This window comes from Pseudomonas sp. JDS28PS106, assembly GCF_036706555.1.
Taxonomy (GTDB): Bacteria; Pseudomonadota; Gammaproteobacteria; order Pseudomonadales; family Pseudomonadaceae; genus Aquipseudomonas.
The window spans coordinates 321,801-336,511 of record NZ_JBAJGT010000004.1 but is presented as its reverse complement, the minus strand read 5'-3'; the positions used below and the strand labels follow the sequence as shown (position 1 = coordinate 336,511).

Sequence of the window (14,711 nt, the reverse complement as noted above, 5' to 3'; positions counted from 1 at the left end):
CGGAAAGCCTCAGAGCGCGTAAGACTTACGTCCAATGGGCACTGTCGTGCAAGCGACCGACCATGACACCCATAACAAAAACGCGGTATGGCTCATGAGCAAGGCAGACGCTTTCACCCAGGCAGGCAAGACGGCGGTGTTGCAGAACATCCACGGGACCATGCAGTTTCTGCAGAAATACCCGCCGTTCAATCAGATGGAAGACGCTCACCTGGCGTATCTGGTCGAGCAGTGCCAGCTTCGTTTCTATGCCGCCGGTGAAAGCATCATCAAGCCATCCGATGGCCCGGTGGAACATTTCTACATCGTCAAGCAAGGCCAGGTCGTCGGCGAACGTGGCAGCTCGGGCGCCGGGAGTGCACAGACCACTTTCGAGATCAGTACCGGCGAATGCTTCCCGCTGGCGGCCCTGCTCGGCGAGCGCGCGACCCGCACTGAACACTTGGCCGCCGAAGACACCTTTTGCCTGCAACTGAACAAACAGGCCTTCATCAAGCTGTTCGCGCTCTCGGCCGTGTTCCGCGACTTCGCCTTGCGCGGCGTCAGCAGCCTGCTGGATCTGGTCAATCAGCAGGTTCAGCAACGTGCAGCGGAAACCCTTGGCAGTCAGTATTCCCTGAACACCCGGCTCGGCGAACTCGCCATGCGCCATCCGGTGATGTGCAGTCCCGACACTCCGGTGCGCGAGGCGGTCAAGGCGATGCACGAGCAACAGGTCGGCAGCATCGTCATCGTCGACGAGCGCCAGTCACCCCGGGGGATCTTCACCCTTCGCGATCTGCGCGAGATCGTCGCCGATGTGAACGCCGATTTCAGCGCGCCCATCGAACGACACATGAGCCCGTCGCCTTTTCACCTGAGCCCCGATGCCAGCGCGTTCGATGCGGCCATCGCCATGACTGGCCGGCACATCGCCCACGTCTGCCTGGTGAAGGCCGGCCGCCTGTGCGGCGTGGTGTCCGAACGCGACCTGTTTTCGCTGCAACGGGTGGATCTGGTGCACCTGGCCCGAACCATCCGCACGGCGCCGCGCATTGAAGCGCTCGCCAACCTGCGCGGCGACATCGTGCAGCTGGTCGACCGGATGCTGGCTCATGGGGCTTCGGCGTCCCAGATCACTCAGATCATCACGCTGTTCAACGATCATACGGTCAGCCGGGTCATCGAACTGGTGCTGGAAGAGCGCGGCGATCCCGGCGTTGCCTTCAGCTGGCTGTGCTTCGGCAGCGAGGGTCGCCGCGAACAGACGCTGCATACCGATCAGGACAACGGCATTCTGTTCGAGGCACGGGACGCGGCCCATGCAGCGGAGATCCGCGCAGTGCTGCTGCCGATGGCCGAGCGTATCAACCAGGCGCTCGCCTTGTGCGGCTTTACGCTGTGCAAAGGCAACATCATGGCCGGCAACCCCGAACTCTGCCTGTCCCGCGCTGAATGGGCACGGCGTTTCGCGGCCTTCATTCGCGAGGCCACGCCTGAAAACCTGCTGGCATCGAGCATCTACTTCGACCTGCGCGTGGTGTGGGGCGACGAGAAAGGCGTCGAGCAACTGCGCCGCTCGATTCTGGAGCAGGTGGGCGACAACCGATTGTTCCAGCGCATGATGGCGGACAATGCTCTGCGCCATCGCCCGCCGGTCGGTCGCTTCCGGGACTTCGTGCTGGCGCGCAAGGGCGCCGAAAAGGACACGCTGGACCTCAAGGTGGAAGGCCTCACGCCTTTCGTCGACGGCGCCCGCCTCCTGGCGCTGGCCAACGGTATCGGCGCGGTCGGCACCCTGGATCGCCTGCGTCAGCTGGTGGAACGCGAAGTCGTCGACCCGCTGGACGGCGCGGCCTATGAAGAGGCCTATCAGTTCATCCAGCAGACGCGCATGCAGCAGCATCAGGTGCAGAGCCGGCAGAATCAGGCTTATTCCAACCGGATCGACCCGGACACGCTCAACCACCTCGACCGACGCATCCTGCGCGAATCCTTCCGCCAGGCACAGCGTCTGCAGTCGAGCCTGACGCTGCGCTATCAACTATGAAACTGTTCGAATGGTTGCGGCCGCGTCCGCGCAGGACGCCGCTCGATCCGGCCCAGGCCGAACGCCTCGCCCGTCTGTGCAATCCCGCGCCCTTGAGCGAGCAGCCGTTGCGCCAGCAGCGCTGGGTGGTGCTGGACCTCGAAACCAGCGGCCTGAACATGAATCGCGATCACGTGCTGTCCATCGGTGCGATCGTGATCGAGGATGGCGCCATCGACTTCGGCCAGCAGTTCGAGCGCACCTTGCAGCGCCCCGCCCATAAAGTCAGCCCGGCGGTGCTCCTGCACGGGCTGGCCCCCAGTGCGATCGCCGCCGGCAGCGAGCCGGTCGAAGCGCTGCTGGATTTCATGGAGTTCGTGGGGCCGAGCCCCATTCTGGGATTTCACGCCCCCTTCGATCAGCACATGCTGGGGCGCGCGCTCAGAGACAGTCTGGATTACCGTTTGCAGCATCCTTTTCTGGATGTCGCGGAGATTGCGCCGATGCTGTTCGGGCAGGCCGGTCCGCGTCAGTCGGGGCTGGATGACTGGACCCGTTTCTTCGGCCTGCACGCCGAACAGCGCCATAACGCCAGCGCCGACGCACTGGTCACCGCCGAACTGGCGCTGATTCTGTTCAGTCATGCGCGCAAACAGCAGATCGACAGTCCCGCGCGGCTGGAACAGGCCTTGGGGCACTGGCGTCGAGGCAGGCAATCCCAGTCGTTCTGAAAGCCGTTGCGCCCCGCTTGCCGGCTGTTTAGGCTGGGCATCCGTCCCTTCGAGGAAATCCCATGTCAGCTCCCAGTATGACGCTGTTCTACAACGCAGCTTCTCCGTTCGCCCGCAAGGTAGTCGTGCTGCTTCACGAAACCGGCCAATTCGAGCGAGTCGCTCTGCAGGCCACCTCGCTGACACCGGTCAGTCCGTCGGCCGAACTCAACGAGCACAACCCGGCCGGCAAGCTGCCCGCGCTGCGTCTGGCCGATGGCAGCGTTATCCATGACAGTCGCGTCATCCTCGACTATCTGGACCATCAGCACGTCGGCAATCCGCTGATTCCTCGCGACGGCCCCGCTCGCTGGCGGCGTCTGACCCTCACCTCGCTGGCTGACGCCTTGCTGGATGCCGCGCTGGCGATCCGCTACGAGCGAGCGCTGCGTCCGCAGGAAAAGCATTGGGAAGAGTGGCTGGACGGTCAGCAACAGAAAATCCAGCGCGCGCTGGCGTTTCTGGAGCGTGAAGCTGTCGCTGAATTGAGCGCGGCGTTCGACGTCGCCTCGATCAGTGTGGCGGCCGCGCTGGGTTATCTGGACTTCCGTCAGCCCGATTACGACTGGCGCAGCGCCTTCCCCGGACTGGCCGCCTGGTATCAGGAAGTCAGCCTGCGACCGTCGATGCAGACAACCGAGCCACGGATCTGACCGCCGCCCCGGTTGCGGCTCAATCGCAATCGGGCTTGTCCGCGGTATAACGCCTGGCCGGGTTAACCGCCGCGGCGAACTCACGCAGCGCCTTGGCACCGATCAGCAACGGATAATTGAAGTGGCTGCGGTCGACCAGATTGACTTCGACCGTCCGCTTTTTCTCGCCCAGGCACAATTCCAGATCGATGACCGGCCGCTTGACCGGGTCGATGTCTTCCTCGTCTTCCTCGCCATCCGCGCGGCTCTTGATCTTGCTGATCCGCGCGACCTTGTGTTCGTAAGTCTTGTTGCCGGCGCCTTCGGTCGCCAGACGGAAGCGCACCCACTCATCGCCATCACGCTTGAACAGCTCGATGTCCTTGGCCGACAGCGAGGCGGTCAGGGCCCCGGTGTCCATCTTGGCCTTGAAGGTCTGGCCGATATCGAGGACCGCAATGTTTTCATAGCGGCCATAGAGGGTCGGCTCGGCCGCCATGACCGGCAGAGCGAACAGGGACAAAAGCGCCAGAATCGGTTTCACGAATGCATTTCCTCGCAGAGTCAGCGCCTGACGGGCGCAGGCTTTAGACAGTGTGGTACTCATCGGTTCGCTATCGCCCGAATGGGCACGACAAAATTGTTAGCGCATGAAACATTTGTAAGCACCTGTGCATTTGGCGTTCGGCGGCAAGGATCTTTATCATTGCCGGCCCTGCACCCACCCGAGTCTTCTATGCGCCGCGTGCTCACCGGCTGTTTCGTTACCCTGCTCCTGCTGATCAACACCCTGGTGCTGATCGGTCCCCTGCTGGTCTTTGCCCTGCTCAAACTGGTGTTTCAGGGCGATCTGCGCGATCACTGCTCCCGTGCCGTCATGTGGATCGCCGAAACCTGGGCCGAGATCGACAAGCTCATCTTCGCGTCCTGCATTCCGACCCAGTGGGATATTCGCGGCGACGAAGGACTGCGCACCGACACCTCCTATCTGGTGATCAGCAACCATCAGTCCTGGGTGGACATTCCCGCGCTGATCCAGGCCCTCAATCGCCGCACGCCGTTCTTCAAGTTCTTCCTGAAAAAGGAACTGATCTGGGTACCGCTGCTGGGTCTGGCGTGGTGGGCGCTGGATTATCCATTCATGAAGCGTTACTCCAAGGCATTCCTGGCGAAGAACCCGGAACTCAAGGGCAAGGATCTTGAAATCACCAAGGCCGCCTGCGAGCTGTTCAAGCGCCAGCCGGTGACCATCGTCAATTATCTGGAAGGCACCCGCTTTACGCCGGCCAAGCACAGCGCGCAAGCCTCGCCCTACTCCAGCCTGCTCAAACCCAAGGCCGGCGGCGTGGCGTTCGTGCTCGCCGCGATGGGCGAACAGCTGGACGCCATCCTGGACGTGACGGTGGTTTATCCGGGCGATCGCATCCCGGGCTTCTGGGACATGCTCTGCGGCGCAGTGCCGAAGGTCATCGTCGACATCCGCACCCGCGAACTCGACCCTTCGCTATGGCAGGGCGACTACGAGAACGATCCGGTGTTTCGCGAAAAGATCCAGGGCTGGGTCAACCAGCTCTGGATCGAGAAGAACGCACGGATCGAGCAGTTGCGCCAGGAATCAGCCGCCAGCGCCCCATAGACCGCTCAGGCTCTGCAAGGCAGAGCCGCTGGCGCCCTGCTGGCCGAGGTATTGCAGGATCACCGGCACGAATTGGCTGACCATGCTGCTGTCCATGCCCAGCGCCTTGAACGCGCTGTTCACGTCACCCATGTCCTGCACATTGCCGAGTGCCTGATTGAGCATCGAGCTGTTGCCCGACTGTTTCGAGTCTCCGAGTAGACTGCCCAGCCCGCTGCCGCCCAGGCTGTCGAGCGCCGACAGGCCGGACAACTGGTCCAGACCAGGAACGGATTTGCTCAGTTGTGAATAATCGGAACCTGTGAGTTTGTTCTTCGCCAGCCCCAGCAGCGCACCGGTGCCGCCCACTGCCTGTTCGGGGGTGACGTTGAGCTGGGTGCCAAGCGCGTTGAGCAGGCCTGCCGCTTCAGGTGCGGCGGTCGCTTTCTGATTGCCGCCAGTGGCGTTGGAGACCGCATTCGCTGCGTCGTTGAGATTGAAGGCCAGAGCGGGCGTCGCCGCCAGAGCCATCAGAGTTGCCAGTGCCATGCCGCGTGCGGTGTTCATGTGATCGACCTCTTGAACCGGAACCGCCCTTGAGTAGGCGGTAAAAACACTCGGTTGGACTGGAGGGTCGGTGGCTTGTTCCCGCAGTGGCATTGGGGATGGTGGTTCTTTCCTATCTGGACGCATGTTTTATCGCCAGCAAGCTGGCCCGTACAGGCACCTGTAGGAGCCAGCTTGCTGGCGATCAATCATGCCGCGCTGAACAACTTATGCGGGTCAATCACGAATTTCTTCGGCACGCCCGCATCGAACTCGCCGTAACCACGCGGTGCATCGTCGAGGCTGATAACTTCGACGCCCACCACATCGGCGATCTTGATGCGGTCCCACATGATCGCCTGCATGAGCTGGCGGTTGTACTTCATTACCGGGGTCTGGCCGGTATGGAAGCTGTGGGACTTGGCCCAGCCCAGACCGAAGCGAATGCTCAGGCTGCCGTTCTTGGCCGCGGCATCCACGGCGCCCGGGTCCTCGGTCACATACAGCCCGGGGATACCGATCTTGCCGGCGACCCGCACCACGCCCATCAACGAGTTGAGCACGGTGGCCGGAGCTTCCGACTGGGCACCGGCATGACCATGGCCGCGAGCTTCGAAGCCCACCGCATCGATGGCGCTGTCCACTTCCGGCTCGCCGAGCAGTGCCGCGATCTGTTCGTGCAATGGGGTGTCCTGGGACAGATCGGCGATCTCGAAGCCCTGCGCCTTGGCGTGCGCCAGACGGGTCGGGTTTACATCGCCGACGATCACCACCGCCGCGCCCAGAAGCCGGGCCGAAGCCGCCGCCGCCAGACCCACCGGCCCGGCACCGGCCACGTATACCGTGCTTCCAGGTCCTACGCCCGCGGTTACCGCGCCGTGATAACCAGTCGGCAGAATGTCGGACAGGCAGGTCAGGTCGCGGATCTTTTCCATCGCCGCATCGCGGTTCGGCAATTTGAGCAGGTTGAAATCGGCATAGGGCACCAGCACGAATTCAGCCTGACCGCCCACCCAGTCGCCCATGTCGACATAGCCATAAGCCCCGCCGGCACGCGCCGGGTTGACCGTCAGACACACGCCGGTGTGCTGTTCCTTGCAGCTGCGGCACCGGCCGCAGGCGACGTTGAACGGCACCGAGACCAGATCGCCGACTTTAAGGTTTTCTACGTCGCGCCCGGCCTCGATGACTTCGCCGGTAATCTCGTGACCCAGCACCAGGCCGGTCTGGGCAGTGGTACGACCGCGAACCATGTGCTGGTCCGAGCCGCAGATATTGGTGGAAACCACGCGCAGGATCACACCATGCTCGATGCGCCGGCCACGTGGGTCCTGCATTTTGGGGAAGGGAATGGTCTGTACTTCGACCTTGCCAGCGCCGAGATACACTACACCGCGATTACCAGACATGCTTTCACCTCGCTTTTATTGTTGTAGCGGAGATATGCGCTGCTCTACATCGGTGTTGCCGCAACGCATGGGTTGCTTGTCGATCAGCTTGATTGTGGGATCTTCGAAATCGTTAGAGAACCACCGTCCTGTTGGCGTTGAGAAACACCCGTCGTTCGATGTGATACCCCACGGCCCGGGCCAGGGTCAGGCCTTCGATGTCCCGCCCCTTGGCGATCAGGTCTTCGGGGTAATGGCTGTGATCCACCACTTCCACGCCCTGGGCGATGATCGGGCCTTCGTCCAGATCGTTGTTGATGTAATGCGCTGTCGCGCCCACCAGCTTGACGCCCTTGTTGTAGGCCTGATGGTAGGGCTTGGCGCCCTTGAAGCCGGGCAGCAGCGAGTGATGGATGTTGATCGCGCGACCATCCAGCTTGCGGCACAACTCCGGTGACAGCACCTGCATGTAGCGGGCGAGGATCACCAGTTCAGCGCCCGACTCTTCGATGACCCGCCAGACTCTGGCTTCCTGCGCCGGCTTGTCGTTGGGGTCCAACGGGAAATGGTAGTAGGGAATTCCGTGCCAGCGAGCCAGCGGCTCCAGGTCCGGATGGTTGGAAACCACTGCGACCACGTCCATCGCCAGCTGGTTGATACGCTGGCGGTACAGCAGATCGTTCAGGCAGTGATCGGCCTTGGACACCATGATCACCACTTTGGGGCGGTAGTCCGGTGCGGTCAGTTCGAAGAGCATGCCGAATTCCCTGCCCCGCTCCGCCAGCCCGGCCCTGAAACCCTCTTCGTCGAAGCCTTCCGGCTGACGAAACTCCACGCGAATGAAAAAGCGGCTGGACAGCCGGTCGTCGAACGAATGGTGCTCGGTGACATAGCATCCCTGCTCGAACAGATAACGGGTCACCGCATCGACGGTGCCCAGCACGCTGGCGCAGTCAGCGGTCAGAATCCAGGTGTCGGGCGCTCGGCTCATGCCTGGATCCCCAGGCCGTATTCGGCGGATGCATCCTGCAACCAGAGCCACCAGTAATCGGCGAAACTGCGGCGAATCAGCAGTTCCCAGGTTTCCTCGCCGGTCCGGCGAATCACCAGCTGCGACTTGGCGAACACCGTACCCACCGCCTTGCCCACTGGAAAGTTGTCGGGGTGCACGTCATAGCTGGTGGATTTCATCAGCACCTGGCGCACCTTGGGGCCGGTCAGTTCGAGAATCGTCTGCCCGCCGCTGACGTTGACGATGGAGATGTGCAGCCCCGCCAGCGCATCGCGCAGCTGCTGCTCCACGGCGAATTCTTCCCCGCCGGGCACGATCAGCAGCCACTCGTCCGGCCCCATCCATTGCAGCGAGCGCTCGCCGCTGGTCACCAGCAACAGCGCGGCGGGCAGTTCCATGCCCAGCGCCTTGTGTACGCCGGCTGCGAACGCCGGGTCATGGGCATCGCCGCGCAGGGTCAGATGACCCTGAAGCTTCTTCTCGCGCAACAACACGCCAGGACTGGCGCGGCCCTTGCCCACCAGAGTCTCGAAACCGGCATGGAACAGCGGCGATTCGGCTTTTGCGCCGGTGTCCGGGCGTTGCTGGTAAACGTTGACTGTGCTCATGAATCACCTGTTATGAATTCTGTTGTTGCGTACGGGAGGCGACTGGCACAACGCCAATCTTGTGGGAGGGAGCTTGCTCGCGACTGCCTCGCCAGATCACGTCAAGGCTGCGGATGTACCGGCCTCGTCGCGAGCAAGCTCCCTCCCACATCGCCATCCACCGGCCGGAACTTATTCCACGTTCTGGCGCTCGCCTTTCGGGTCGAAGAACACCGATGAAACGATTTCGGCTTCGATCACGCTGCCATCCGCCAGCGGCGCGAACACCCGCTCGCCCATGCGCTGGAGGCCGCCCTTCACCACGCCCATCGCAAAGGAATAACCCAGCGAGTTATGCGCGTAGCTCGATGTCACGTGGCCAACCATGTCCATCGGGATGGCCTGCTTGGGATCGAAGACCAGTTGCGCGCCTTCCGGCAGCCATTTCGCGGGGTCGACAGGCTTGAGGCCCACCAGCTGCTTGCGCTGCTCGCGTACGCAGTCTTCGCGGTTCATGCCCCGCCAGCCGATCCATGAGAACGGCTTGGTCCGGCCTACGCACCAGCCCATGTTCAGGTCGTCCGGCGTCATCGAGGCGTCGGTGTCCTGGCCGACGATGATGAAGCCCTTCTCGGCCCGCAGGACGTGCATGGTCTCGGTGCCATACGGCGTCAGGTTGTACTTCTTGCCGGCCTCGACGATCTTTTCCAGCACGCCCATGGCGTAATCGGCCTGGATGTTGACCTCGTAGGAAAGCTCGCCGGTAAATGAAATCCGGAACACCCGCGCCGGTACACCGGCGACCTGGCCTTCCTTCCAGGTCATGAACGGGAAAGCTTCCCGCCCCAGATCGATGTCGGTGACCTCGCTGAGCAGCTTGCGGCTGTTGGGACCCGACAGCGTCAGCGTCGCGTAATGGTCGGTGACGGACGTGAAGTAGACCTTCAGTTCGGGCCATTCGGTCTGCTGGTACAGCTCCAGCCATTGCAGCACTCGCGCCGCACCACCGGTGGTCGTGGTCATGATGAAATGGTTGTCGGCGACGCAGGCGGTCACGCCGTCGTCGAACACCATGCCGTCTTCCTTGCACATCAGGCCATAACGGGCCTTGCCCACGTCCAGCTTGGTCCAGGCGTTGGTGTAAACGCGGTTGAGGAACTCGCGGGCATCCGGGCCCTGAATGTCGATCTTGCCGAGGGTCGAGGCGTCCAGCAGGCCGACGCTGTCGCGCACCGCCTTGCACTCGCGGGCCACCGCCGCATGCAGGTCTTCGCCGTTGCGCGGGAAATACCAGGGACGCTTCCACTGACCGACGTCTTCGAATTCGGCGCCGTTCTTCACATGCCAGGCATGCAGCGCGGTGAAGCGCACCGGCTCAAAGATATGTTTGCAGTGACGTCCGGCCACCGCGCCGAAGGTCACCGGCGTGTAGTTGGGGCGGAACATGGTGGTGCCCATCTCGGGAATGGTCACGTTCAAGGACCGGGCGGCGATCGCCAGACCGTTGACGTTGCCCAGCTTGCCCTGATCGGTGCCGAAGCCCAGCGCGGTGTAGCGCTTGACGTGTTCGACCGATTCGAAGCCTTCACGGACCGCCAGCTCGATGGCTGCCGAGGTCACGTCGTTCTGCAGATCGACGAACTGCTTGGGCGCACGGGCAGTGCCTTTTTCATGAGGCACCTGGAACAGCGCCACGGCAGGCTCTTCGGCGCGGCTGAGCGCCCTGGGCATGACGCCCTCGACCGCCTTGAAGCCAGCTTCGCTGGCCGCGCGCACGCCACCTTCGAAACCGTCGGCCAGCGTATCCGCCAGGTTGTAGACGCCATTCACGCCGCCGACGCAAACGCGCTTCTGCGGTGCGTCGCCCGGCACGAAACCGAGGATGTCTTCACGCCAGACCGGCCGGCCGCCCAGATGTGACGCCAGGTGGACGATCGGGCTGTAGCCGCCGGAACTGGCGATCAGATCGCATTCCAGCCACTCGCCGGGGCTGGTCACGCTATGGGCATTCAGATCGATGGCTGCGACCCGCGCCGCGCTGACGCGACGTGTGCCACGCGCCTCGACCACGGCGCTGGAGGTCAGGATGCGGATGCCTTTGGCACGGGCTTCCTCCACCAGCGGGCCGCGCGGGTTATGCCGCGCGTCGGCGATCGCCACCACTTGCAGGCTGGCGTCCAGCCAGTCCAGCGCGACACGGTAGGCGTAATCGTTGGTGGTCGACAGCACCAGCTTCTTGCCGGGCGCAACGCCATAGCGGCGGACATATGTGGAAACCGCGCCGGCCAGCATGTTGCCCGGCACATCGTTGTTGGCATAGACCAGCGGACGCTCATGGGTGCCGCTTGCCAGTACCACGCGCTTGGCCCGGACCCGGTGCATGCGCTGACGCACCATGCCGATGGGCGCGCGGTCCCCAAGGTGGTCGGTCAGACGCTCGTGAATGGTCAGGAAGTTGTGGTCGTGATAACCGTTGACCGTCGCGCGGGGCAGCAAGGTCACGTTGCGCAGGCCCTTGAGTTCCTGGACCACGGCGGCGACCCACTCGGCAGCCGGTTTGCCGTCCAGACTTTCGCGGCTGTCCAGCAGGCTGCCGCCGAACTCTTCCTGCTCATCGGCCAGAATCACCCGCGCGCCGCTGCGACCGGCCGCCAGCGCGGCAGCCAGACCGGCCGGGCCGGCGCCGACCACCAGCACGTCGCAGTGCTGATTCATCGCGTCGTAGCTGTCAGGATCGTTTTCGGTCGGCGAGCGACCAAGACCCGCCGCCTTGCGGATGTACTTTTCGTACGTCATCCAGAAGGACTGCGGATACATGAAGGTCTTGTAGTAGAAGCCCGCGGGCATCAGCTGGCCGCCGACCTTGCCGAGAATGCCCATCACATCGTTGTTCACGCTCGGCCAGCCGTTGGTGCTGGTCGCCACCAGCCCTGAATACAGCGCCTGCTGGGTGGCTCGCACGTTGGGAATCTGGGTCGCTTCGGTCGCGCCGATCTGCAGCACCGCATTGGGCTCTTCCGAACCTGCCGCGAAGATGCCACGCGGACGCGAGTACTTGAAGCTGCGGCCAATGACGTCGACGCCGTTGGCCAGCAACGCGGACGCCAGCGAGTCACCTTCATAGCCCTGATAGGTCTGGCCGTTGAACGAGAAGTTCAGCACGTTGCTGCGGTTGATGCGGCCACCGTTGGGCAGGCGATTGTTCTGGCTCATACCTTGTCTCCCTCACCGTTGGCTGCTTTTTCGGTAAAGCTGGGCCGGGCGCCAATCGGATAGGTTTCGAGAATCTCGTAGGTCAATGTGTTGCGCGTCATGTTGAAGTACTGGCGGCAGCCGCTGACGTGGTTCCACAGCTCGTGATGCAGGCCGCGCACGTTGTCGCGGAAGAACAGGTAATCGCCCCACTCCTCATCGGTGCAGGCGCCGGGGTCCAGCGGGCGGGGAATATGCGCCTGGCCTTGTGGGTGAAACTCTTCCTCGGAGCGCAGCTCGCCACAGTGAGGACAGAAAATGTGCAGCATGGTCGCGTTCTCCGGTCAGTGGGCTACAGCGGCGGCGCCGTGTTCGTCGATCAGTGCGCCGTTGTAGAAGCGCTCGATGGAGAAAGGCTTGGCCAGCGGGTGCATCTCGCCCTTGGCGAGGCTCGCCGCGAAGACGTTGCCCGAGCCGGGAGTCGCCTTGAAGCCGCCGGTGCCCCAGCCGCAGTTGAAGAACAGGTTGGGAACCGGTGTCTTGGAAATGATCGGGCAGGCGTCGGGCGTGGTGTCGACGATGCCGCCCCACTGGCGATTCATGCGCACCCGCGACAGCACCGGGAACATTTCGACGATGGCCTGAATGGTGTGCTCGATGACCGGGTACGAGCCGCGCTGGCCGTAGCCGATCCAGCTGTCGATACCGGCGCCGATCACCAGGTCGCCTTTGTCCGATTGGCTGATGTAACCGTGCACCGCGTTGGACATGATCACGCTGTCGATGATGGGCTTGATCGGCTCGGAAACCAGCGCCTGCAAAGGGTGGGATTCGAGCGGCAGACGCAGCCCGGCCAGCTTTGCCATGTGTCCGGAGTTACCGGCCGTCACGACGCCGACGCGCTTGGCGCCGATGAAACCCTTGTTGGTTTCCACGCCGATGCACACGCCGTTTTCCTTGCGAAAGCCGGTGACTTCGGTCTGCTGGATCAGGTCCACGCCCAGCGCATCCGCCGCGCGGGCGAAGCCCCAGGCCACGGCGTCATGGCGAGCCACGCCACCGCGGCGTTGAACGGTCGCGCCCATGATCGGGTAGCGGGTGTTCTTCGAGCAGTCCAGGTACGGAATTTCATCGGCGACCTGCTTTGCATTGAGCAGCTCGCCATCCACGCCGTTGAGGCGATTGGCGCTGACCCGGCGCTCGGAGTCGCGCATGTCCTGCAAGGTATGGCACAGGTTGTAGACGCCACGCTGGGAGAACATGACGTTGTAGTTCAGGTCCTGGGACAGGCCCTCCCAGAGTTTCATGGCATGTTCGTAAAGATGCGCGGACTCGTCCCACAGATAGTTGGAGCGCACGATGGTGGTGTTGCGCGCCGTGTTGCCGCCGCCCAGCCAGCCCTTCTCGATCACCGCCACATTGGTGATGCCGTGTTCTTTGGCCAGGTAGTACGCCGTCGCCAGCCCGTGCCCGCCACCGCCGACGATGACCACGTCATACACCTGCTTGGGGGTCGGCGTGCGCCACATGCGCTGCCAGTTTTCATGATGGCTGAGCGAGTGCTTGAAAAGGCCGAAGCCTGAGTAATGTTGCATGAAGGGCTACTCCTGACTCAGCGATAAACCGGGAAATCGGAACACAGTGCCGCGACATGGCGGGCAACATTGGCCTCGACATCGGCGTCGCCGAGGTTGTCGAGGATGTCGCAGATCCAGCCGGCCAGCGTGGTGCACTGCGCGACCTTGAAACCGCGGCTGGTTACCGCTGGCGTGCCGATGCGCAGCCCGGAGGTCACGAACGGCGACTGCGGGTCGTTGGGTACCGAGTTCTTGTTGACGGTGATATGGGCACGGCCGAGGGCAGCGTCCGCATCCTTGCCGGTCAGGCCCTGGCGAATCAGGCTGACCAGGAACAGATGGTTGTCGGTGCCGCCGGAGACCACGTCGTAGCCACGGGCGATGAAGACTTCCGCCATCGCCTGGGCGTTGTCGATCACCTGCTGCTGGTAGGCCTTGAAGCCTGGTTCCATCGCTTCCTTGAAGCACACCGCCTTGGCGGCGATGACATGCATCAGCGGGCCGCCCTGCCCACCCGGGAACACCGCCGAGTTGAGTTTTTTCTCCAGCTCTTCGTTGGATTTCGCCAGGATCAGACCACCGCGCGGACCGCGCAGGGTCTTGTGGGTGGTGGTGGTCACGACGTCGGCATAGGGCAGCGGGTTCGGATACAGCCCTGCCGCGACCAGACCGGCGACATGTGCCATGTCCACGAACAGGTAAGCGCCGACCTTGTCGGCGATCTCGCGGAAGCGCGGGAAATCCAGGGTTTTGGAGTAGGCCGAGAAGCCGGCGATGATCATCTTCGGCTTGCATTCGAGCGCCAGACGCTCGACTTCGTCGTAGTCGATCAGGCCGGTAGAAGTGTCGATGCCATACTGCACGGCGTTGTACAGCCGTCCGGAAAAACTCACCTTGGCACCGTGGGTCAGGTGTCCGCCATGGGCCAGACTCATGCCTAGCACGGTATCGCCGGCTTGCAGCAGGGCCAGGTAGACCGCCGCGTTGGCCTGGCTGCCGGAGTGCGGCTGGACGTTGGCGTAATCGGCGCCGAACAGCTGTTTCGCGCGGTCGATGGCGAGCTGTTCGACCTTGTCCACATACTCGCAACCGCCGTAGTAGCGCTTGCCAGGATAGCCTTCGGCATACTTGTTGGTGAGGCCGCTGCCCTGGGCCTGCATCACGCGCTTGCTGGTGTAATTCTCCGAGGCGATCAGCTCGATATGATCTTCCTGACGCTGTTCCTCGGCGTTCATCGCCGCCAACAGTGCGTCGTCATAACCCTGGATCTGGTCTTGCTTGCTGAACATCGCGGTTCTCCCAGCGGCGCTGCGCCCGATTTATTGGCAGGACATCAAGTGTCCATTTGCAAGCGATGGTAGGGCTGGGAAAGGCAGGTCAATTG

Annotated in this window: 13 protein-coding genes; 4 read left to right on the top strand and 9 right to left on the bottom strand. The window is 63.0% G+C overall.

The window, feature by feature from the left end; genetic code table 11:
• Positions 1 to 94 precede the first annotated feature (94 nt).
• The 3 genes from TRP66_RS08860 to TRP66_RS08850 all read left to right on the top strand — a co-directional run bounded on the left by TRP66_RS08860 (position 95) and on the right by TRP66_RS08850 (position 3,431).
• The gene (locus TRP66_RS08860) at positions 95 to 2,029 is read left to right on the top strand and encodes a putative nucleotidyltransferase substrate binding domain-containing protein (protein WP_333401159.1); all 1,935 of its coding nucleotides are present in this window, start codon (positions 95 to 97) and stop codon (positions 2,027 to 2,029) included.
• Complete coding sequence (locus tag TRP66_RS08855) at positions 2,026 to 2,739, top strand: 3'-5' exonuclease (RefSeq protein WP_333401158.1); 714 nt, start codon at positions 2,026 to 2,028, stop codon at positions 2,737 to 2,739. Before TRP66_RS08860 ends, TRP66_RS08855 begins: the two co-directional genes overlap by 4 nt.
• Before the next feature lie 62 nt (positions 2,740 to 2,801).
• A complete protein-coding gene (locus tag TRP66_RS08850) occupies positions 2,802 to 3,431 on the top strand; it encodes a glutathione S-transferase family protein (RefSeq protein WP_333401157.1) in 630 nt (209 codons plus the stop codon).
• Between the two features lie 19 nt (positions 3,432 to 3,450).
• Here TRP66_RS08850 and rloA2 read toward each other — a convergent pair whose 3' ends face one another.
• Positions 3,451 to 3,954, bottom strand: coding sequence for a retropepsin-like aspartic peptidase RloA2 (rloA2, locus tag TRP66_RS08845; protein ID WP_333401156.1), 504 nt, complete (start codon positions 3,952 to 3,954; stop codon positions 3,451 to 3,453).
• A 192-nt stretch (positions 3,955 to 4,146) separates the two neighbouring features.
• Between rloA2 and TRP66_RS08840 the strand changes: the two genes are divergently transcribed.
• The gene (locus TRP66_RS08840) at positions 4,147 to 5,046 is read left to right on the top strand and encodes an acyltransferase (protein WP_333401155.1); all 900 of its coding nucleotides are present in this window, start codon (positions 4,147 to 4,149) and stop codon (positions 5,044 to 5,046) included.
• On the opposite strand, the gene TRP66_RS08835 is transcribed toward TRP66_RS08840, so the two are convergent.
• The 8 genes from TRP66_RS08835 to glyA form a co-directional block, all read right to left on the bottom strand.
• The gene (locus tag TRP66_RS08835; protein ID WP_333401154.1) at positions 5,026 to 5,592 is read right to left on the bottom strand and encodes a DUF2780 domain-containing protein; all 567 of its coding nucleotides are present in this window, start codon (positions 5,590 to 5,592) and stop codon (positions 5,026 to 5,028) included. The genes TRP66_RS08840 and TRP66_RS08835 overlap by 21 nt on opposite strands.
• Before the next feature lie 188 nt (positions 5,593 to 5,780).
• Positions 5,781 to 6,980: a formaldehyde dehydrogenase, glutathione-independent gene (gene fdhA / locus TRP66_RS08830; RefSeq protein WP_333401153.1), complete on the bottom strand. Its 1,200-nt coding sequence runs from the start codon at positions 6,978 to 6,980 to the stop codon at positions 5,781 to 5,783.
• Positions 6,981 to 7,092: 112 nt separating this feature from the next.
• Positions 7,093 to 7,950, bottom strand: a complete 858-nt coding sequence (locus TRP66_RS08825; protein ID WP_333401152.1) for a formyltetrahydrofolate deformylase — start codon at positions 7,948 to 7,950, stop codon at positions 7,093 to 7,095.
• Positions 7,947 to 8,579: a sarcosine oxidase subunit gamma gene (locus TRP66_RS08820; protein WP_333401151.1), complete on the bottom strand. Its 633-nt coding sequence runs from the start codon at positions 8,577 to 8,579 to the stop codon at positions 7,947 to 7,949. Before TRP66_RS08820 ends, TRP66_RS08825 begins: the two co-directional genes overlap by 4 nt.
• Positions 8,580 to 8,750: 171 nt before the next feature.
• The gene (locus TRP66_RS08815) at positions 8,751 to 11,771 is read right to left on the bottom strand and encodes a sarcosine oxidase subunit alpha (protein ID WP_333401150.1); all 3,021 of its coding nucleotides are present in this window, start codon (positions 11,769 to 11,771) and stop codon (positions 8,751 to 8,753) included.
• Positions 11,768 to 12,079 carry a sarcosine oxidase subunit delta gene (locus TRP66_RS08810; protein WP_333401149.1) on the bottom strand — a complete coding sequence of 104 codons (312 nt, stop codon included), beginning with the start codon at positions 12,077 to 12,079 and terminating at the stop codon, positions 11,768 to 11,770. The genes TRP66_RS08815 and TRP66_RS08810 overlap by 4 nt, the downstream gene beginning before the upstream one ends.
• A 15-nt stretch (positions 12,080 to 12,094) precedes the next feature.
• Entirely contained in the window at positions 12,095 to 13,345 is a 1,251-nt protein-coding gene (locus TRP66_RS08805; protein ID WP_333401148.1) for a sarcosine oxidase subunit beta family protein, read from the bottom strand.
• 17 nt (positions 13,346 to 13,362) lie between these two features.
• Positions 13,363 to 14,616, bottom strand: a complete 1,254-nt coding sequence (gene glyA, locus TRP66_RS08800) for a serine hydroxymethyltransferase (protein WP_333401146.1) — start codon at positions 14,614 to 14,616, stop codon at positions 13,363 to 13,365.
• Between the last annotated feature and the right edge of the window lie 95 nt (positions 14,617 to 14,711).